The sequence below is a fragment of the Micromonospora violae genome (assembly GCF_004217135.1).
GTDB classification, from domain to species: Bacteria; Actinomycetota; Actinomycetes; order Mycobacteriales; family Micromonosporaceae; genus Micromonospora; species Micromonospora violae.
Map to the genome: position 1 here is coordinate 1,213,397 of NZ_SHKK01000001.1, position 20,446 is coordinate 1,233,842.

General features: G+C 70.8%; 13 protein-coding genes. 6 read left to right on the forward strand and 7 right to left on the reverse strand.

What is annotated here, in order from left to right; translation table 11 throughout:
- Nucleotides 1-6: 6 nt before the first annotated feature.
- From EV382_RS32595 to EV382_RS05355, 4 genes are all read right to left on the reverse strand, one after another.
- Nucleotides 7-168, reverse strand: a complete 162-nt coding sequence (locus EV382_RS32595) for a hypothetical protein (protein ID WP_165435718.1) — start codon at nt 166-168, stop codon at nt 7-9.
- Between the two features lie 80 nt (nt 169-248).
- Nucleotides 249-3,143 (reverse strand): ATP-binding protein, encoded by a 2,895-nt coding sequence (locus EV382_RS05345; protein WP_244236551.1) that lies wholly within the window; start codon nt 3,141-3,143, stop codon nt 249-251.
- A 102-nt stretch (nt 3,144-3,245) separates the two neighbouring features.
- The gene (locus EV382_RS05350) at nt 3,246-7,574 is read right to left on the reverse strand and encodes an NACHT domain-containing protein (RefSeq protein ID WP_130400493.1); all 4,329 of its coding nucleotides are present in this window, start codon (nt 7,572-7,574) and stop codon (nt 3,246-3,248) included.
- Nucleotides 7,575-7,741: 167 nt separating this feature from the next.
- The gene (locus tag EV382_RS05355; RefSeq protein ID WP_165435719.1) at nt 7,742-8,971 is read right to left on the reverse strand and encodes a PucR family transcriptional regulator; all 1,230 of its coding nucleotides are present in this window, start codon (nt 8,969-8,971) and stop codon (nt 7,742-7,744) included.
- Nucleotides 8,972-9,221: 250 nt separating this feature from the next.
- On the opposite strand from EV382_RS05355, the gene EV382_RS05360 reads away from it, so the two are divergent.
- From EV382_RS05360 to EV382_RS05380, 5 genes are all read left to right on the forward strand, one after another.
- Nucleotides 9,222-10,139, forward strand: coding sequence for a dihydrodipicolinate synthase family protein (locus tag EV382_RS05360; protein WP_208758317.1), 918 nt, complete (start codon nt 9,222-9,224; stop codon nt 10,137-10,139).
- A gap of 238 nt (nt 10,140-10,377) precedes the next feature.
- Nucleotides 10,378-12,363 (forward strand): M6 family metalloprotease domain-containing protein, encoded by a 1,986-nt coding sequence (locus EV382_RS05365; RefSeq protein ID WP_244236552.1) that lies wholly within the window; start codon nt 10,378-10,380, stop codon nt 12,361-12,363.
- An 85-nt stretch (nt 12,364-12,448) separates the two neighbouring features.
- The gene (locus EV382_RS05370; RefSeq protein ID WP_130400495.1) at nt 12,449-12,883 is read left to right on the forward strand and encodes a hypothetical protein; all 435 of its coding nucleotides are present in this window, start codon (nt 12,449-12,451) and stop codon (nt 12,881-12,883) included.
- Nucleotides 12,880-13,458, forward strand: a complete 579-nt coding sequence (locus tag EV382_RS05375) for a TlpA family protein disulfide reductase (RefSeq protein WP_130400496.1) — start codon at nt 12,880-12,882, stop codon at nt 13,456-13,458. Before EV382_RS05370 ends, EV382_RS05375 begins: the two co-directional genes overlap by 4 nt.
- A gap of 144 nt (nt 13,459-13,602) precedes the next feature.
- Entirely contained in the window at nt 13,603-15,498 is a 1,896-nt protein-coding gene (locus tag EV382_RS05380) for a CocE/NonD family hydrolase (RefSeq protein ID WP_130400497.1), read from the forward strand.
- 112 nt (nt 15,499-15,610) lie between these two features.
- Here the strand turns inward: EV382_RS05380 and EV382_RS05385 are convergent, their stop codons facing one another.
- Together EV382_RS05385 and EV382_RS05390 are read right to left on the reverse strand one after the other, a co-directional pair.
- A complete protein-coding gene (locus EV382_RS05385; protein WP_130400498.1) occupies nt 15,611-16,855 on the reverse strand; it encodes a PQQ-dependent sugar dehydrogenase in 1,245 nt (414 codons plus the stop codon).
- A 141-nt stretch (nt 16,856-16,996) separates the two neighbouring features.
- Nucleotides 16,997-18,349, reverse strand: coding sequence for a carbohydrate-binding protein (locus EV382_RS05390; protein ID WP_130400499.1), 1,353 nt, complete (start codon nt 18,347-18,349; stop codon nt 16,997-16,999).
- Between the two features lie 157 nt (nt 18,350-18,506).
- Between EV382_RS05390 and EV382_RS05395 the strand changes: the two genes are divergently transcribed.
- Nucleotides 18,507-19,739: a low temperature requirement protein A gene (locus EV382_RS05395; protein ID WP_130400500.1), complete on the forward strand. Its 1,233-nt coding sequence runs from the start codon at nt 18,507-18,509 to the stop codon at nt 19,737-19,739.
- Between the two features lie 30 nt (nt 19,740-19,769).
- Here EV382_RS05395 and EV382_RS05400 read toward each other — a convergent pair whose 3' ends face one another.
- Nucleotides 19,770-20,378: a TetR/AcrR family transcriptional regulator gene (locus EV382_RS05400; RefSeq protein ID WP_130400501.1), complete on the reverse strand. Its 609-nt coding sequence runs from the start codon at nt 20,376-20,378 to the stop codon at nt 19,770-19,772.
- Between the last annotated feature and the right edge of the window lie 68 nt (nt 20,379-20,446).

Sequence of the window (20,446 nt, forward strand, 5' to 3'; positions counted from 1 at the left end):
TTCGGCCTACAGGGGCTGATAGGGGTCGTGGCTCGTGTGGTCGCCGACGCCGTCGGCGTCGCGGGCCTCGGCGTCGTCGTCGGCGCTGGCGCGCGGGTCGCGCGGCAGCTCGGCTGGTGGCTGATGCTCGATCGCGGAGTCGTCACGCGCGACAGGTCGCTCAGGCATTCATTGCCCTACGGCTATGGATCATGAAGTCATATTCGGCTGGCCGAATGGCCGTAGCTATCCAGCGGATACGTCAATTTTCACGACGGGTCGGTGCGGGAGTCCTCTTCCGCGAACACACCGGCCTCAACTGCCTTGACCGCGAGCGCGGTCCGCGAACTCACCTTCAGCTTGCGCATCGCCGCACGTAGCTGCTGATCCACCGTCGCCGGCGACTTGGCCAGGATCCGACTGATCTCCCGGTTCGTCTTGCCGGCGACGACCAGTTGGACCACGTCGAGCTCGCGAGGTGAGAGCTGGTCGCCGTACCCCCGTCGGCCGCCGCGCCACAGTCGCGGCACCTCTGCGCCGTGTTCGCGAAGCCGCTGGGCGACCCGGTCGGCGTCGCCGCGGGCGCCAAGCCGGAACAGGTGCTCGTACTGTGCGGCCAGCAACTCTCGGCCCTGGTCGACCTCGCCGTGCGCGATGAGCGCCTCGGCTTGACGCTCGCGGGCGAGCATCGCGTCGTAGGGGCGCGGCAAGGCGCTCCAGGCGCGCGCCGCCCGATCGAATGCCGTCGCCGCCCGGGCGTGGTCGCCGGCCGCGGCGAGCAGCAGGGCGCGGCACACGGTGAGGGCGGCGCGCGGCGCAGGCGCCGTACGGCCACGCAGTCCTCGGGCGAACTGGTCGCCCAGGCGTGTCGCGGCCGTGCGGTCGCCGGCGGCGAGGTACGCCTCGATCCTTGCGGGGACGAGATCCGTCGCCCAGACCCAGATGCCCTTTCTCAGGACGGTGTCCATCGGCTCGTTCGTGATCTGCAGCGCTCGGGCGCTGTTTCCGTCCGTCAGCCATAGCCTGGCCAGCGCGGCGGCGGCCTCCATGGTGTCGTCGGCGGCGCCGAGACGGGCCGACTCCTCGAGGACCAGCCGGAACTGTTCCTCCGCGGCGCGCCGTCGTCCGGACGCGGCGGCCAGCCGGGCCGCGAGGCGAATGCTGCCGAGGTAGTGCGCCGGCCGGTCGCGGTCGGCATCGGCGAGTGCCGCGCTGCGCTCCGTGAGACCCTCCCACCGGCCGGTGAGCCAAGCCAGGTTGGCCTGCTCGAGCCGGACGTTGTGCTGCAACCGGGCCGCCTGCTCGGCCTCGGCGAGACGCAGGGTGATGGCGAGGTGTTTCTCCGCGTCGGCGTACCGGCCCCAGATCAGCGCGCCGGTCCCGACGTTCGCGTGGATGCGGGCCACGTCGAGACGCTCCGCCGAGGTCGCGCCGTCGACGGGCAGGTCCGCGACGACGTCCCAGGCCTCCTCCTCGCCGAGCATGAGCAATGCGGCGGCACGGTTGCCGGCCAGGTTCAGCTGATCGGCGGGAGAACTGAAATCGGCGGTGAGCTCAGCGGCGCGATCCAGCCAACGCCGATGGGTCGACGCCGGCCACGGGCCCGCGTAGGCCCAGCCGAGATAGGTCATCGCCCGCGCCGCCTCGACCGGGTCGTGGTCGAGGTTGGCCACCGCCTGCTCCAGCTCGCGGAGTGCGGCCTGCGCCTCACCCCCGGTGATCAGGAGTCGACCCAGGGGGTTGCGGATCTCGGCCTGCTGGCGGGCAGAGAGACCGGGGGTCTCCAGCACCGAGCGCAGGGTACGGATCACGCGGTGGTAGACCTCGTCGACGGGTTCACGACGGCCCAGTGCGGCTGCTCCGGCGATGCGCGCGACTCGGGCCCGATCGGCCAGCGGCAGCGCAGACCACGACAGTAGATCGACCAGCAGGTCGACCGCCTTGGTGTGGTCACCCGAGGCCATGGCCAGTTCGGCACTCTGCTCGGCGTACCGCGCCCAGGACTGCGTCTCGCCGGCCTCCCGGAAGTGGTGGGCGAGGCGTGCGACAGGCGGCGGATGGATGGCCTCCAGGGCCCGGCCGGCCAGCAGGTGGAACTGTCTGCGGTCGGTCAACGGGATCGCTTCGTAGACAGCCGTGGCGGCCAGCACATGCCGGAACCGCCACTGGCCGCGGTCGTCTCCGTCCAGGACGCCGGCGGCGGCCGCCTCCGCGATCGCGGCGCGACACGCGGCTGGTGCCAGCCCGGCGGTCATCGCGATCGTGGCCACCGCCGACCGCTCCACCAACGTGGCCGCGGCTCGCAACACCTGCTGCGCGGTCGGCGACAGGCGGCCCACCCGCTCCCGGGTGGAGTCGCGCACCGTTGGCGGCACCTGTAGCTCGCGCAACTTCAGCCGGACCCACTGTCCGTCGCGGACGACGAGGTCAGCGCGGTCACACATGAGGCGAACCGACTCCTCCAGTGCCAGCGGCACCCCACCTGTCCGCTCGTGCAGGAACGTCGTGAACTCCTGCGAGATCGGGTTGCCGTCCAGCATCGAGGAGACCAGCGCGGCCGTGTCGTCGGGTCGCATCGGTGCCAGCGCGATCCGCAGCTGGGTCACGCCCGCCGGCAACCGGGACGTCAGCCGCAGCAACAGCGACCCGACGTCGACCTCCTCCGGCCGATAGGAGATCACCAGGCTGGGCCCGTCCGAATGCTGCCGGGAGGTGACGAACAGCAGGAACTCCAAGGTCACCTCGTCGGCCCAGTGCGCGTCCTCGAGCACGAGAACGTCGACCCGCAGCGCCCGCAGCAGCTCGTCCAGGGCGCGGAACAGGCGATGGCGGGCCGCCTTCGCGTCGTCCAACGGCGGCAGCGCGGGCGGCAGGTCCGACGACCATTCCGGGAACAGGGGCCGTAACGCCCCCGCGAGCGCGGTGAGCCGCAGTCGCGACACCGGGCGGTCGATCCCACGGAACGCGTCGACGACCGGCCCCAACGTCAGCGACTCGCGAAGCGGTGGGCACACCGAGACCAGGGCGGTGCGCTGCTCCGGCGCGGCCAACCACTCCCGCAGCAGTCGGCTCTTTCCGATCCCCGCTTCGCCCTCCACCAGCACGATCGCCGGTGGTCGGGCCACGGCGCCCCGAAGCGCCGCCAACTCCCGATCACGTCCCACGAACTGTGGTGTGGAAACCGTCGGTGAGGTCCCGTCGTCCTCGGGCGAGGGATCGAGCATGCGGAATGATCTCGCTTTTCGCTGCTCGGGCGCAACTGGGTCTCAGTAGAGTTTGCCTCTGCAGATCTCCCGGTAGGGCGCGCCAGCCGGTGCGATCTCCCGCCACCGTTCCTGGCTCAGCGGCGTCTTGACCAGCCCGCAGGCGACCTGCCAGGGATCCCTGTTGAAGGACGGCGGCCGCGGTTCGAGTGGTTGGACCGAGATCAAGGTTTCGCTCGTCTCCTGGGAGCCGTGCTCAAGAAGGCCCCACTCGCCGCCGTCTGCGAGGGTGATCCCCGAGACGTATTCCCGCTGAGATCGCAACTGCGGCGTGTCGCCGTCGGCGGGCAGGTCGTACACCCGGGTCCCCGCCGCGTCGTCGGCATAGACGAGGTGGCGGCCCGAGAACGACGCCCGTCTGCCGTTGTACAGCGCCCCGAGCTCGGTGGCTCTCGGCGTCCCGCGAAGGTGCCACACCTCGACCGCGTAGTCGTCCTTCCGTGCTCGCTCCAGCAGCATCCAGGACTGCGTCGCGTCGACCTCATCTGCGGTGAAATCCGCGGTGTCCGAGGAGATCGGGTTGGCCGGAAGCTCGGCAACCTCCCGTGGCTCGTCCGCGATGGTCCACAGCGTCGTCATGGGCGCCTCGTCGTCGTCAGCAATCAAGGCCCAGTCCCGGGTCACGGCGATCCAGGGGTCAGAACCGACCACGCCGACCTCGTGCACGCTCGGCGGGTCGGATCGCAGGTCGACCAGTGCCACGCTGCCGTCGGGCCGGGTGGCCGCGACCACATGGTCGCTTTCACCGGGGACGACGTCATTGACGCCGGCCAGGAACTCCTCCTTCGCGGGCTGTCCCGTGCGCTCGTCGATGAGCCAGCGATCCACGAGCCCCGAACCGTGGGTCACCGCGAGCGATTCGTCCGGCAGTTCGACGAGAGCGGTGACGTCGTCGCCGAGGGAGATGTCCTGCTGTCGTGCGTCCCGCTCGTAGAGCACTGCCGAACCGTCGGCTTGCGCGACAGCGAACCAGGTGGGGCCGAGCACGGCGTCGTCGACGACCTGGCTGTGCAGAGCGACATCCCGGCCCGAGCGGAGGACCCGGACCGTGAACACCCCGTCAGTCGAATACTGCACCAGCCCGGCTGACTGCAATTGTTCGTTCGGCAGCAGGCCGTCCGGGCTGATCTGTTGCGCTGGCCCGGATCCGTCGAGCGGTCGGGCTTCCAGACCGCCGCTGGATCGCTGATAGACGATCCAGCCTTCCGCGTCGTCCAGCAGCTGAAGGTCGGTCGGTCCGATCTTGACAGGCGCGGACTGCGGACGACGGAGGTCGGAGACGTAGGTGAGCCCGTCGATGCCTTGGTAGGCCAACCAGTTGGCCCGTAGCCTCAGAATCCAATCGATGTCGGCCGGCAGCGGGACCGCAGACAGCGGCGTGTTCTCGAAGTCGACAGTCGTGTAGCCACCATCATTCATCGAGAACACTCCGAAGCGGTCGTTGACCGCCTCCAAGATGACCGGCTGCGGGGACAGGACGACCGGAGCCGGCCGGCTGGCGGTCAGGTCCCAGGCCCGAAGGGGCTGCTCGACACCACGGGTGATCGCCCAGTGACCCACCGTGAAGACACTAGGAGGGCGCATGCGCGGCACACCGGCGGGTGTCTGCAGAACGGCGCCCAATTCGTTCTTCGAACTCGGATCGGAGTCGATCTCGACGGCGGCGATGCGCAGCCGCAGCGCGTCCTCGGGCGAGGTCATCTCGATCCGGTCGGCGACCAGGTCGAGCTCGTGGGCCTGAGCGCTGCGGACGCGTTGAAAGTAGTCGGTGACCTGATCGCGGACCACCGGCACGGTCAGCGTGCCGACGACCATCGGCACGACGACGCAGGCGACCGCCGTGCCGATCCGCGAGCGCAGAGACCCTGCGCGCTCGGCCCTTGACTGGGTCGCGAGGTCCGGGAACTCCCGGGCCTCCCGAGCGGGCCGTATCCGGCGGCGGATTCTCGGCTGTCCGGCCAGGTGCCGCTGCACCAGGTCGTGGCGGAACTGGTAGGCCGGTCCGACCTGCCGCAGGATGCCGCGCTGGTGCGCGTCGTCGAGGAAACCCATCAACCGCCACGGCAGGCGTCCCCAGATCGCCAACCAGGCCCGGGCCACCGTGTACGACGTCCACGGTGACCCCGCGCCCAGCAGAACCGAGCCGAAGACGGCCAGTCCGCCGAACCCGGCCGGGCCGAACGACGTTCCGCCCGAGTGCCCCGAGAAGGCGAGCAGTTCCGGATCCACGCGATGCACGATCGCAAGGCCGGATCCCGCCGAGATCCCGGCGGCCAAGGAGATGGTGAGGCAGGTGACGCGGTCGCTGCGCAGCACCGAGCGCGGCGAGACAGGCGCCTGATCGTCCAGGGGCGTGGCGAGCCACCGTCCGATGCCGATCGGAACGCCGATACCCACGGTGATGGCCAGGACCGTCCACATGGCGAGGGGGCCGCCATCGGCCATGATCGTGGCCCACATCTCCGCATCGGAGTCGAGGTCGTCGAGACCGACGATCAAGCCGACCAGGGCACCGATCGGAATCGCCAGGGCGAGCCCGGTGGCGATCCCGGACAGCAGCCGGGCCGGCAGTCTGCGCAGATTCCAGGACGGCCGGGTGGGCAACGCCTTGCGCCAGGTGCTGAGCACCGTGTTGATCAGGCTGAACGCGCTGGCCAGGGCCGCGACGAAGATGGCGTCCTGCAACGCGGTGAGCGGGTCCACCGACCCGCCGAGGTCGACGGCGTTGATCGTGTCGGCGACCATCGTGACCGGATTGACCGAGGCGCCGCTCTCGACCCGTCGGATGACCTCGGCGACGGTGGTGACGAGCACGACGGCGGCGAGCGCGTCGCGGGCCGTGGTGGCCACCACCCGACCGACCCGACGCAGCCGTCCCGGGTCGCCCACGTCGCGCCGGGCCCGGCTGCGTCCCGCGCCGAGGCCCGAGACGATGCCCGCGCCCAGGCCGAGTGCCGCGCCCAGTTGGGCATTGTCGCCCGCGGTACCCGGGAACGGCTCGATCAGGGCGCAGCTGACCGCCCCCGTCAGCCCGATCACGAAGGTGACCGTGCCGACGATCACCGCCGACGGCACCGCCCGGGGCAGGTCCCACCACGTCAGGGTCGGGCTGAACAGTCGATGCTCCAGATGGCGGGCCAGCGTGCTCAGCCACCGCTCCGGGCCGCGGGCCTTCTCGCGGCTCCCGTAGGTGCCGACCAGGAACTGGTCGAGCAGGTGACTCTCGGCCTCGGCCCGCGACGTCAGGTGGGTCAACTCGTCGGGGTCGGTCGCGCCGGGGCCGTAGACCGTCCGTGCCAGGGCGATCATCAGCGGCGTCGACAGTGCCTCGGCGAGCCAGCCGCCCGGTGCGGCCCGCATCACCCGCGCTATCTGCTCCCAGCGGCGACTGCCCGCCGGCTCCGGGCCGGTCAGGAACTCGATCGCATCCTCGACCGTGACCGGGCTGATCGTGACCTCGGCGGCCATCGGCAGGCGGCCCGCCTCGGCCACGATCTCCTCGTACTGGGCCGCCCGGCAGGTCACCACGGTGTTCAGACCGTTGCGGGTGGCCACATCACCCAGCTCGCGCGCCGCCGCCGCGCGCAGCGCCTGCGGCATCTCGTCGAGGCCGTCGAGCACCAGCAGCACCCGGTCGTGGTCGACCAGCGCCCGCGCCGCACCCGGGCCGTACTTCTGCTCGTTGGCCAGCTCGGGATAGGTGTCACCGATCCATTCGGCCGCCCAGCCACGCAGGTCCTGGAGGTCAGGGCGCCACCCGGCCAGCGGCAGCAGCACCGGCACCTTCTCACCCGGCTCCAGCGCGGCCATGGTGAACAGCAGCGCCAGTGTGCTCTTCCCCGAGCCGGGCGCGCCCAGAATGAGCAGCTGCCGGTTGGTCAGCGCGCGGAACTGCCGCACCATCCCGGCCGCCGGCACCCGGTCGGCCGGTTCCAGCAACTGCCCGTCGGTCACCACCGAGGACGTCTCACCAGCCGGACGGCCGGTGAGGACCCAGCGCAGGCGCAGCGGCCGAGGATGTTCGAGCCGCCGTGTCGCGATCTCCTGCTCCCACTGCCGGCGGACCCGATGGCGCAGCACGTCAGCCGCGGCGGTCAACCGGTCGGTCGGCGTACCCGTGGACGTCTGCGCCCGGACCCCGAAATAGATGGCCACCACCAGAGACAGGAGGCCCACGATGGCCGAGGCGACGCTGGCGAGTGAGTCGGCGGCGTCGCGTACGTTGGTGCGGCCGAAGCCCAGACTCAGCAGGAAAGCGGTCAGGGCCACCGCCACGGCAACCCCGCAGACCGTCCACTTAGCCGAGACGCTCAGCCGTCCAGGGATGCGCACGCCTCATGATTACCTACGGGGGGTCGGGCCGCCATGTCGACGACCCGATCGACCGGGCTCCGCGACACGGGCCTCAACCTCAGGTCTCTCCGCAGCCGGGGGCCTTCCGGCCGCAGTGGGGAGACCGGCGCGGTCACCCTTCTCCGTCTCGGGGCTGGCCGGCGGCGTCACGCCGTACGGTAGTGACCGGTGAGGCGGCCGAGCTTCATGGCCAGGTGCAGGCACAGCCGTTCGTTGCCGTCCTTGAGGTCGGTCCCGGCGAGCCGTTCCACCCGTTGCAGCCGGTAGTAGAGGGTGGTCCGGTGCAGGCGGAGCTTCTCGGCGGTCGCGTGCGCGTTGCCCGCCAGGTCGAGGTAGGCCTCCAGGGTCTCCAGCAGCACCTGGTGGGCGTCGTCGCGCAGCAGCCGCTCCAGGCCGGGGTGGACGCCCGCGACGTCGAGGTGCTGACTGTCCAGCTGGGACAGCACCCGGTAGATGCCCAGGCCGGCCCAGGAGACGACTCCGCCCAGCGCGGGTAGTTGCGTACCGACCCGGGCGGCCTGCGCGGCCTCCTGGTACGACTCGATCGCGCTGGACAGCCCGGCGCGGGGCTGGCCGATCCCGGTCACGGTGCGGTCCACCGAGGCCAGGCCCCGGGTCGCGGTGCCCAGCGCCTCGCTCAGGTGCCCTGCGGCGGCCTCCGGCGAGGGGCGGCCGGCGACCCGGTCGCCGCAGACCAGCAACACCCCGTGGTCGTGCCAGACGAGGTGCAGTGTCTCCCGCACTCCGATCCACCGGCGGGTGGTGACCAGGGCCTGTTCCAGGGCGATCCGGGCCACCTCGTCGGGCTGCCGTCCGCCGGCCGGCACGAGCTGGGCGACGAGAGCGACGGTCGACCCGTCGGCGGCCACCACGCCCTCCTCCAGCAGTGCCCGCGCCGCGTGCTCGCGTGCCTGCCGGCTCTCCACCAGCAGGGTGCGGGTGGCCTCGGTCTCCCGCTGCGAGGCGAGCTCACCGAGCAGGTTCTCCCGGTAGAGGGCCAGCGACAGGTCGGCGAAAGGGCCGGTCGCGGTGGCGATGTCGGCGTCGGTCATCGAGCCGTCCGCGTCGATGAACCAGACGAACCCGAGCAGCAGGTCGTCGTGTCGGATCGGCACGCAGACCCTCGCCAGCAGGTCCAGCTCGGGGCACGCCGGGGTGCGGACCGGCGCGTGCGCCGTGAGCACGCCCATGCCCCGGAACCAGGCGATCACCTCGGGCGTCGTCTGCCGGCGCAGGATCGATGTCCGGCGGACGTCGTCCATCGGGCCGTCGTGCTCGCTGTAGGCGACCACCCGCTGTCGCCGGTCCTCGATGAGGGCGGGTCGCCCCACCCGGGCGGCGACGGCGTCGACGATTCGCTGGAGCTCACCGTGCATGTAACTCCCCAGGTTGCGCTGGTGACAGGGATCGCGCGACCGCCAGTCCTTACCCTCCGGTGCGGGTGGGTCATCGCGCAAGGTCCACTGTCGAACTCTCGACAAAAAGACGGCCGGCCGCGCCACTGTTTCGGCATCTGTCCGAAGACCGCGGGCGACGGACGTTCCTAGGGTTCCGGTACGCACCGCACCAGCGCCGCCGCGCACGGTGCGATGCGGGGCGGTGCCGGCGCGGAAAGGGGACTTCCGAGTGGGAACTGGTCGGCCCTGGCGGGGCATGCTGGTCGCCATCACCACGCCGTTCCGTGCCGACCTGTCGGTCGACTTCGACCAGCTCCAGGAACACGTCCGGTGGCTCGCCGCCGAGGGGTGCCACGGGGTCGCGCCGTGCGCGTCGATGGGGGAGTACCGGGCCCTCTCCGACGACGAGCGGGCCGCCGTGGTGCGGGCGACGGTGCAGGCCGCGCCGTCCGGCTGCGCGGTGGTGCCCGGCGTCGGCGGTCACGGCAGCCGGCAGGCCCGCCGCTGGACGGAGCAGGCCGCCGAGGTCGGTGCCCACGGCGTGCTCGCACGGCCACCTGACGGGCCGGCCGCCCGCACCGCCGACGTGGTCGCCCACTACCGGGAGGTGGCGGCGGTCGGCCTGCCGGTGGTCGCCCACAACGAGCCGTACGACAGCCGGCTGGACCTCACCCCGGACCTGCTGGCGACCGTCGCCGAGATCGACGGGATCGTCGCGGTCAAGGAGGTCACCGGCGACGTACGCCGACTGCATCGTCTGCGGGACCTCTGCCCGCACGTCGACGTGCTGGTCGGCGCCGACGACGTGGTGCTCGAACTGGTGCTGTGCGGCGCCACCGGATGGGTCGCCACCCTGCCCAACGCGCTGCCCCGCCAGGCCGCGCGCCTGTACGACCTGTGCGTCGCCCGCGACCTGGGCCGGGCGCTACCGCTCTACACCGAGCTGCACCCGATCCTCGGCTGGGCCTCCCGGCCCGAGTCCGTGCAGGCCGTCAAGTTCGCCATGGAGTGCGCCGGTCGGTTCGGCGGGCGGTGCCGGCCACCGCGCGGGCCGCTGTCCGGGCCGGCCGCCGAGCGGGTGCGCCAGGACGTGCTGCGGGCCCTCGCGGCGACCGCCGATCCGGCTTTCGGGGACCGCCCTGGCTGATCCGCGGCGGGCGCTGGTCCTTCAGGTGTCGGAAGTCGTCGGCCCACCTGCCGACATCTGCACGGTGACCGGTACCGGCCCGCCCTCCTAGATTCGCTGCGCGGCCTGCTGACAGGTGTTCCGCGATACCCCCACCCGGACGCCAGCGCCGCGTTTCCCTCCGACGAGAGGTGGTTCCGTGCACCGTGCTACTCCCCATCGAACGCGGCTGAGGCGGGCCGTACTGGCCGCAGCCGTGGTGACCACGCTCGTGGCGACCGGGGCGGCGCAGGCCGCCGCCGCTCCGGCCAACCCGGCCGGCGGCACCGCGCCGTTCCAGGTCCTCGACCCGCAGGCCTGGCAGAACCCGGACACGATGACCTGGAACGACTACAAGGCTGTGCCCGGCAGGAACTGGGCCGACCCGAGCGTGTCGGGGTCGGTCCGCAACTTCAAGATCGCCCTGGTGGCGCTGGACTATCCCGACGAGACGTTCGCGGTGTCCCAGCGGGCCCGTTCGACGGTGTTCGGCAACCCCCAGTCCGTCGCGACCAACATCCCCCGGGCGGACGTGCCGCAGTTCTACCAGGACTTCCTGAACACCCCGAACGCCCTCAACAAGGGTCACACCCTGCACGAGTACTGGATGCAGGACTCCAACGGCCGCTACGGCGTCGACCTCGCCGGGTTCGGGCCATACCAGATGCCGGCCAAGTCCTACCAGTACGGTCTGGACAACGGGTTCAACCCGGGCGCCTGCCCGAGTGGGGACGTGTGCGGCAAGAACATCCGCACCGATGGCCTGGGCGCCTGGCGGGCGGCCGTCGGCGACGAGGTCGCCAACCAGTACGAGTTGGTGTTCATCCTCAGCGCCGGCCAGGACGAGTCGTCGACCTGGCAGGAGTTCGGGCAGATGATCTTCCAGAACAAGGAGGACGTGCCGGACGCCTGGGGCCCACCGGACCCCAACCTGCCGAACTGGGCGAAGACCCGCTACGTGGACTGGACCTCCTGGAAGGCGGCGGCGACACTGTGGCCGAACGCCGGCGGCGGTTCCTCGACGCAGGGGGAGAGTTCCGGCATGGGCGTCTACGCCCACGAGTTGAGCCATCTGCTGGGCATCGGCGACAACTACAACAACCCGTACGGCGAGCCGCTGCGCCGGGCGTACACCGGGATCTGGAGCATGATGTCGCGCGGGTCGTTCAACGGCCCGGGCGGTCCGCACACCCGCTGGCAGATCCCGCCCACCAACGGCGGGTCGATGGGCTCGCTGCACACCCTGCGGGACAAGCTCAAGATCGGCCTGCTCGGCGAGGAGCACGTGCTGCGGCTGTCCCGGGAGTCGCTGGCCTCCTCGGGCCTGGTGGTCGCGCAGGTCACCGCTCGGGCGGTCGATGCCGGCCCGAAGGGTCTCAGCGGCCTGAACATCGCGCTGAACAAGGACCTGTCGCCGGCGTGTGGGGTCACCACCGACCCGCTGTGCGACGGCGGCAACTTCAACAACTACACCGTCGAGGTCGTCGACCGGATGGGCGCGGACTCGTTCACCCCGGACAGCGGTGTGCTGCTGAGCAAGACGAAGAACGCCGACAGCGCGCCCTTCCAGTGGGTGGTGGACGCCAACCCGCAGGACATCGACATGGTCGACTTCTACCGGCCCGACGGCACCCCGCAGAAGATCACCATGGGTGACTACCGGCAGCTCTCCGACGCGCTGTTCCACGCCGGCGCGGACACCGGCAGCCAGTACGAGTACGTCGATGAGGCCAACCGGCTGCACTTCTACATCATCGACCTCAAGCGGGACTCGGCCGGCTCGCTGTCCTACACGGTGGCGGTGCGCTCGCTCGACGGCACCGGCGGGCCGAGCAGCCACGGCGTGACCCTGGGCAAGGGAGAGGTGACCAGCGGCGGCAAGCCCACCAACCGTGGGGTGACCTGCTCGTTCGAGCTGACCAACACCGGTTCCTACTCGGCCGGCGGGCAGCAGCACCCGGAGAACGTCAGCGCGTACCTGAAGTCGGACGTCTACCGCCTGTCCGCGGAGGTGGCCGGCAAGGGCTGGCGGACCTGGCTGCCCAACCAGCTCGCCACCGCGCAGTTCGGCAAGGCCACCACGGTGAAGGTGTCGGTGGGCGCCACCGCCGCCGCCGCGGACACCGGTTTCGTGAAGCTCACCGCGACCTCGGAGAGCGACCCGACGAAGACGGTGACCAAGCAGTGCCGGGTCGAGAAGTCCTGACCGGCGCCCGAGGTTGACCCCGTTCCTGCTGGTTCCGCGGCGGCCTACCGCCGCGGAACCAGCAGGCGGGCGAGAGGAGGATGACGTGCGGCGAAGCACCATGACTCTGTTGCCCCTGCTGGTGGCCGGCCTGACCGGCTGCGGAGCGGTCGGCGCCGCCCAGGAGAAGGTCTCCCCGACGACCGTCCGGGTCCTGGTTCGCGACATCAACATCCGGGCCGCCGGCGTGGACTGCGCCGGCACCGGTCCGTTCCAGCACTTCCACAACCGGGCGCCGTTTCGCGTGCTCGACCCGGACGGGGCGGCGCTGGCCAGCGGGCTACTGCCGGCGGGGACCGCGGTGGCCGCTTTCGCCGAGGACCTGGGAGTCGAACGCCTGCCCACCTACTGCGAGTTCGCCGTACCGGTACGCGTACCGCAGCGGGCCTCCTACCGCCTGGAGGTGGACGGCCGGCCGACGCTCGACCTGACGCCGGACGACAGCGAAGGCCCGGCGCTGGTGGCGGTGGTCCCGTCATGAGGCGGGCCCTCCTACCGCTGGTGCTGGCGGCGACGCTGCTGGCCGGATGCAGCACGCCCGAGCCCGCGCCCCCGCCGACGCCGGTCGGAGGAGCGGCGGCGCTGCCCGGGCCGGTCCCGGCCGACCTGGCCTTGCGCCCGGTGCCCGGCACCGCCCCGGCCGCCCCGGCGTTCACCGGCGCGCTGACCGACGGCACACCGTTCGCCGCCGCCGAGGTGTGGGCGCAGCGTCCCGTCGTACTCACCTTCTTCACCTCCTGGTGCACCACCTGCGCCAGCCGCCAGGCCGCCCTCAGTGAGCTGGCCCGCAGCTACCGCGACCGGGTGGTCTTCGTCGGCGTGGCCGGCGCGGACGAGGCCGACGAGGTCCAGGACTACCTACGCGCTCACCGGGTGGACTATCCGGTCGTCCTGGACGACCAGCAGACGATCTGGCGTTCGTACGCGGTACGGGAACCGCCGACCATCGTCCTGGTAGGCAAGGGTGGCGCCCTGCTCCGCGGCTGGCCGGGGGGCCTGGACGCCCCGGCACTCGACCAGCGGCTGCGGGAGTTGGTGCTGGCCGGCCAGCCGTAGGCCAGCCCGGTGCCGCGCGGACCTCCCCGGCGAGCGGGGGCCGCACCCGTCGAACCACACCGGGCGAAGTTCCTACACGTGCAGGTGGTGGCACCGGCCGGCGGCTCGTAGCGTACGCAGCCTCGGACATATCAAGGAGAATGCATGGCTACAGTGGGAACGCGCTGGCGCAGAGGCGTGGCCGTCCTGTCCGCGACGGTGCTCGCCGCCCTCGGCGCGGCGCCGCAGGCGCTGGCGGCGGACGGCCCGCCGTCGATCGTCGTCCAGGACGGCGTCACCCAGCCGGTGTTCGGCTACGCCGACGCCATCCGGGAACGCCTCTTCATCGACTCCACCTTCGACAGCGACAACGACGGTCTGCGCGACATCATCGCGTTCGACCTGATGCGGCCGGCGGCCACAGCGCAGGGGCTCAAGGCCCCCGTGGTGATGGACGCCAGCCCGTACTACTCGACGGTCTGCCGGGGCAACGAGTCGGAGTGCAAGGCGGACCTCGACGGCGACGGGCTGCTGGACAAGTGGCCGCTGTTCTACGACAACTACTTCGTGCCGCGTGGCTACGCGGTCATCCTGCTGGACATGGTCGGCACGAACAACTCCACCGGCTGCCCGACCACCAACGCCAACCAGGACAACCTGAGCGCCAAGCAGGCCATCAACTGGCTCAACGGTCGGGCCACCGCCCGTAACGCCGCCGGTGAGATCGTCAAGGCGGACTGGCACAACGGTAAGACGGGGATGATCGGCAAGTCGTACGACGGCTCGCTGGCCATGGCCACGGCGGTGACCGGCGTGAAGGGCCTGACCACCGTCGTGCCGATCAGCGGACCGACCGAGTACTACGACTACGTGCGCAGCAACGGCGTCGTCACCCGCGGCAACAGCTACGTGTCGTCGCTGGCCAACACGGTCACCAACCCCGAGCGCCGGGACTACTGCAAGCCGGTGCGCGACGCGATAGGCGCCGCCGACGGCGACGAGCACGGCGACTACACGTCCTTCTGGAACGAGCGAAGCTACGTCAAGAAGGTCCCCAACGTCACCGCCAGTGTGCTGCTCTACCACGGCCTCAACGACGACAACGTCCGGCCGGACCACTTCAGCAAGTTCTGGTACGCCCTGGCGGAGAACAACGTGCCGCGCAAGCTGTGGCTGTCGCAGGAGGGCCACGTCGACCCGTTCGACTCGCGCCGCGCGGTGTGGGTGTCGACGCTGCACCGGTGGTTCGACTTCTGGTTGCAGGGCGTCGCCAACGGCATCATGGACGAGCCGCGGGTGGACCTGGAGCGGTCCGCCGACGTGTGGGAGACCCACGCCGACTGGCCGATCCCCGGCATGACCGACACCGAGGTGTTCCTCCAGCCCGGCACCACGGGCGCGGGCGGTCTCGGGCTGGTGCCCACCGCGAAGCCGGCGACCGGGGCGTTCCAGGACAGCCGCACGCAGAGCCAGAACACCATGATCCTCAACCCGGACGTGGTGCAGCCCAACCGGCTGGCGTTCCTCTCCGCGCCGCTCTCGGCGCCGCTGCACATCTCCGGCACGCCCACCGTGCAACTGCGGGCCTCCGCCGACCAGACCGACACCAACCTCGGGGCGATCCTGGTCGACTACGGCACCGACGAGCGGGTCGCGCACCGGGCTTCCGGCGAGGGGATCATCACCCTGGACACGTCGGACTGCTGGGGCGAGAGCAGCCCGACCGACGACGGCTGCTACAAGCAGACGGCGAAGCGGGTGGCCACCGCCGACTACGAACTGGTCACCAAGGGCATCATGGACGCCCAGAACCGGCAGTCGATCCGGGTCGCGGTGCCGCTGGTGCCGGGGGAGTCGTACAACTTCAGCTTCCCGCTGTTGCCGGAGGACTACGTCTTCAAGCCCGGCCACCGGATCGGTGTGATCATCGTGGCCAGTTACCCGCAGTACTCCAGCCAGGCGGACACCACCGCCGCGAACCTGCAGGTCGCGTTGAAGAGCAGCAAGATCGTCCTCCCCGTGGTCGGCGGTACCCCCGCCGCTCACGCCGCCGGCCTCTGACCGGGTGAGCCGCGCCCACCCGGCGCGGCGCACAGCCGGGCGGCCCGGCGATCAACCCTCCGCGGAGGGCCACTGATCGCCGGGCCGCCCTGGTGCCGGCACCTCGCGAGGCTCAGCGGTTCGCCGTACCGCCGCCGGGGGTCGGCTGGACCCGCTCGAACCGCACCTTGCTCAGCCAGCCCGGCAGGTCGCTGAGCACGTAGAGTTCGCCGTTCACGTCGGCGCCGAACGCCGTCGGCTGGGTGGGGAAGGTGCCGATCTCAGCGGACTCGTAGCCACCCGTGGGCTTGGCCCGCACGGCGAACGCGCGGGTCGAGCAGTAGTCACTCGCGATGTAGGTGCCGCGCGCCTCCGGGGTGACCGACCCCCGGTAGACCAGGCCGCCGATGATGGAGCAGTTCTCCGTCATGTAGTGGTCGTACTCGACGACCGGGTCGGTCAAGCGCACGCCCGGGCGGCACTGCGTCTCGTCGAAGACCGGCGTGCCCTCTCGGCAGGACCAGCCGAGGTTGGCGCCCCGCTGGGACGGACGGATGTGGTTGATCTCCTCGATCAGGCCCTGCCCGACGTCACCGATCCACAGCGAGTTGTCGACCGGGTCGATGGAGAACCTCCACGGGTTGCGCAGCCCGTAGACCCAGATCTCCGGCCGCGCGCCCGGCGTGCGGACGAACGGGTTGTCGAAGGGTACGCAGTAGGGCTTTGCTCCGCAGGAGCGGTTGACGTCGATCCGCAGGATCTTGCCGAGCAGGGTGCTGAGGCTCTGACCGGACTTGAACGGGTCGTTCGCGTGGCCGCCGTCACCGAGGGACCAGTAGAGGTAGCCGTCGCGGCCGAACGCCACCTGGCCGCCGTTGTGGTTGCCGTACTCGGCGTGCTCCTGGGTGAGCAGCACCTGCACCCGCTCCGGAGCGTTGAGGGGCACCCGCGCCAGGGTCAGCGCGCCGGCCGGAAGGCTCGTGTAGGCCACGTAGAGCATCCCGGTCCGCGCGAAGTTCGGCGCCGGCGTGATGCCGAGCAGGCCGCGCTCGTTGTTCGACGTGTCGATCCGCGCGGTCAGGTCGAGCACCGGATCGGCCGTCAGGCCGGTGTCGGGGTGGTAGGCGCGGACGGTGCCGTTCTTCTCCGCGATCAGCATCCGGCCGTCCGGCAGCCCGGTGATCGCGATCGGCCGTTGCAGGCCGAACGCGACCCGTTCGGACACCACGGTCAGTTCGGCGAGTGGCGTCGCGCGGGTGTGGGATGTGCCGGCTGCTGCGGTGCCGGCCACCGATGCCGGTGGGAGCAGCATCGCGGTCAGGGCCAGAGTGAACAGCCCGGCCAGCATGGTGGCCGGGCGATACCGCCGTCGGGACATGTCGGCTCCTCGAGTGAGTGGGTGGTGGCGCAATCTGGGAGCGTTCCCACCCTACATCGACTCAAGTCAATGGCAAACCTGGTGGCGTCGCGGCGCTGGGCCCGCGCCCGTCGGGAGGCTGGCCGGCGGTGCGCTCACCGGTCACCGGCCCTGCAGGCGCTTCACGTTGTCGCCGAAGGTCCAGCCCTTCGATCCGTCCCAGTTCGCCGACCAGGTCATCAGGCCCTTGAGGCCGGGCACCGAGTTCCAGGCCTGCGTGACCAGCGACGTCGACAGGTGGCCGCCGCCCGCTCCGATCTGCGCGGGCAGGCCCGGGACCTGCTTGTCGTACGGCACCCGGATGGTGGTGCCCTGGATGGTGAGGCCGTTGTTGAGGCACTGCGTCTGGACCGTGAAGCCCTGCACGGTGCCCGCCGGGTACGAATCGCCGGCGCAGCCGTACATGCTGCCGTTGTAGTACTGCATGTTCAGCCACCAGAGCCGGCCGTTGTCCATGTACTTCTTGATGATCGGCAGGTACGCGCCCCAGATCGAGCCGTAGACCACACTCCCACCGGTGACGTAGGCCGTCTCCGGGGCCATGGTCAGGCCGAAGTTCGACGGCATCCGGGCCAGCACGCCGTCGATGATCCGGATCAGGTTGGCCTGCGACGTCGACAGGGTGGTGATGCTGCCGCTGCCGGTCAGGCCGGTTTCGATGTCGATGTCGATGCCGTCGAAGTGGTAGGCCGTCAGAATCGGCACGATCGTCGCGATGAACCGGTCGGCGACCGCGGTGGAGTTCAGGTCGATGCCGGCGGCGGCCCCGCCGATCGACATCAGGATGGTGGCGCCGGCCGCCTTGGCCTGGCACATCTCGGCCGGGGTGGCCACCTTCACGCCAGCGTCCATGCCGTTCTCCCAGAGGACCGTGCCGTCCGGGCGGATCACCGGGAACGCCGCGTTGATCACGTTGTAGCCGTGCTGGTTGAGCCGGCTGTCGGTGATCGGGATCCAGCCGAGTCCGGGGTGTACGCCGTTGGCGGCGCCGTCCCAGTTCTCCCAGTAGCCCTGCAACACCTTGCCGGTGGGGCGCGACTTCACCGCGCAGGTTCCGCCGGTCGGCGGTGGCGTGGTGGGGGGAGCCGTGGTCGGTGGTGGAGTGGTGGGCGGTGGGGTCGTCGGTGGCGTCGTCGGTGGCGTCGTGGTGGGCGGTGGGGTGCCTCCCGAGCACGCGCCGAGGTCACGCCAGAGTGACGGGGTCGCGGCGGGGTTCCAGCCGGCGCCGGGGTGCGCGGTGTGGGTGACCAGAGCCTGGTAGAGCCGGCCACCGTAGGTGACCTGGCCGCCCGCCTGGTAGGTGGTGCCCTCGGCCCAGGTCGGTGCGGTGCAGACGACCATCGGGACGGCGGTGCTCGGGGAGACCGCGGCCAGGCTGGTGGGGACGAAGGCGACGGCGGCCGTGAGGGTCATCGCCGCCCCGGCCACCACTGCGAAAATCCGACGGCTTCTCATGGCTCACTCCCCAGGCTTCGGCGACCCGTGACCTCCACATATTGACGCTCGTGACGATTAATATCAAGGGTTGTTTACAGATCTCGGGTCGCTGGTCCGGACGCAACTCCGCTGGCTGCCGGCTCGTTTGCTAGGAACGGGCGGACGGAGGCGGACGATGGCGGCGCGGGGTGCCGAACTGCTGCGTCCACCCGCCAGCTCGGGCCGCGCGACGTTCCTGGAGCTCTTCTTCGATCTGGCCTTCGTGGTGGCCCTCACCCGGGTCTCGCAACGATTCGCCAGCTTGGGCGATGACACCGGCTGGGCGCTTGTCAGCGGGTTCGGACGTACCCTGCTGCTCTTCCTGGCGCTCTGGTTGATCTGGTCGCACACCGCCTGGATCACCAGTCGCTATGAGCCGGAGCAGCCGATCATCCAGGCCGTCGTGGTCGGCACCATGTTCGCCGGGCTGATCATGGCGGTGACGCTGCCCCGTGCCATGGAGGAGCGGGCGCTGCCGTTCGTGGCCGCGTACCTGATGGTGATGGTGGTGCGGCCGTTGGTGATCGCCGCCGCGCTGCGTGGCCACCCCCGACGGCAGGTGCCGCTCCGGCTGGCGGCGTGGGCTTCCGTGAGCGCGCCACTGTGGCTGGCCGGGGCGTTGGGCCCGGACCGACTTCGCCTGCCGCTGTGGGCTGCCGCCCTCGCCGTCGACTACCTCGCCTGGGCCCTGGGTTGGCCGCTGCCGTGGCTCGGGGCCGCGAAGGTGCGCCAATGGCAGATCGCGGGGACCCATCTTGCCGACCGTCACCAGCAGATGTTTCTCATCGCCCTCGGTGAGTCCATTCTGGTCATCGGCGTGGTCTTCAGCGGCCGGGACTACTCCCCGATACGGGCCGTCGCCTTCGCGGTCGCGTTCACCACCAGCGCGCTGCTCTGGCGGATCTACTTCCACCGTGCCGGTCTGCTGCTGACCGACACGTTGGATCGGGCGGCCATGCCCGCCCGGCTGGGCGCGGCGTCGGAGTGGACGCACCTGCTGCTCGTGCTCAGTGTGCTCGTCACGTCGGTCGGTTACGAGCTGGTGATCGATGATCCGTTCGGACGGCCGCAGCCCTGTTGGCTCCTGTTCGTCGTCGGCGGCCCGCTGCTCTTCCTCGTCGCCCGTATGCGGCTGGAGTACGAGATCTTCGGCCGGGTCTCCCGTTCCCGCATCATCGGACTGGCGGTCCTGCTGCTGGCCACGCCGGTGTCGGCCCACGGGGTGCCGATGGTCGGGCTGATCGTGGTCGCCGCAGCGCTGGCCCTGGTCGCGTTACTCGACGCGCTGCGCAGCCGGGGGCGGCCACTGGAGGTGCCCGCCTCGCCGATCGGCGGGACAGCACCCGACGTTCGCGACCGCGAGGCGTGAGCGCGCGGCGGTGGCGGACACGTCGTACGGCTATCCGGCAGATCCGGTCGACTGACGCTCGGCATTGATCTCCAGAAGGCCGTCGACGCCGCGCAGGAAGGTCTCGGACACCAGCGCGGGGTCGAAAAGGCACCCGGCGGCCATGGCGCCGTCGCGGAGCATGACGAAGTGGCGCGCGGCTGGATCAGCCGTTTCCTGGTGGACCTGCGCCATCAGCGTGGTGAGCGTGTCCAGGAACCATTGCCGGTGGGCGATGATCTCCTGACGTACCGGGTGTTCCGTGGCGGGATACTCCGCCGCGGCGTTGAGGAAGGCGCATCCACGGAACCCGGGCGACTGGATGTTTCGGGCGATGGAGCCGGCAATCGCCCGGAGTGGGTCGACCGGCGACGAATGGGTGGCGATGGCCGTGTCGACCGCTTCGCGCTCCATCCGGTGGATCTCCCGCAGGTAGGCGAGGATGAGGTCGTCCTTGCTGGGGAAGTGCCGGTAGAAGGTCGCCCGGGTCACCTTCGCCTCGGAAATGATCCGGTCGATGCCGACGGAGTGGATGCCTTCGGAATAGAAGAGCCGGATCGCGGTGGTGAGCAGCCGGAGGCGCGCCTCGGAGGGCCGGGTGTCGGGTGTGCCGCGCGTCATCCGACCAGCGTAGCGGATAGAACGTTCGGTCTGGTGGAGGTGAAGGGACCTGGAGTACGGCATGACCG

What these genes read in the sequence shown, in the direction of transcription:
- EV382_RS32595 (WP_165435718.1), bottom strand. Translation starts at nt 168, where the DNA reads ATGCCTGAGCGACCTGTCGCGCGTGACGACTCCGCGATCGAGCATCAG.
- EV382_RS05355 (WP_165435719.1), bottom strand. Translation starts at nt 8,971, where the DNA reads ATGCACGGTGAGCTCCAGCGAATCGTCGACGCCGTCGCCGCCCGGGTG.
- EV382_RS05375 (WP_130400496.1), top strand. Translation starts at nt 12,880, where the DNA reads ATGAGGCGGGCCCTCCTACCGCTGGTGCTGGCGGCGACGCTGCTGGCC.
- EV382_RS05380 (WP_130400497.1), top strand. Translation starts at nt 13,603, where the DNA reads ATGGCTACAGTGGGAACGCGCTGGCGCAGAGGCGTGGCCGTCCTGTCC.
- EV382_RS05385 (WP_130400498.1), bottom strand. Translation starts at nt 16,855, where the DNA reads ATGTCCCGACGGCGGTATCGCCCGGCCACCATGCTGGCCGGGCTGTTC.
- EV382_RS05390 (WP_130400499.1), bottom strand. Translation starts at nt 18,349, where the DNA reads ATGAGAAGCCGTCGGATTTTCGCAGTGGTGGCCGGGGCGGCGATGACC.
- EV382_RS05395 (WP_130400500.1), top strand. Translation starts at nt 18,507, where the DNA reads ATGGCGGCGCGGGGTGCCGAACTGCTGCGTCCACCCGCCAGCTCGGGC.
- EV382_RS05400 (WP_130400501.1), bottom strand. Translation starts at nt 20,378, where the DNA reads ATGACGCGCGGCACACCCGACACCCGGCCCTCCGAGGCGCGCCTCCGG.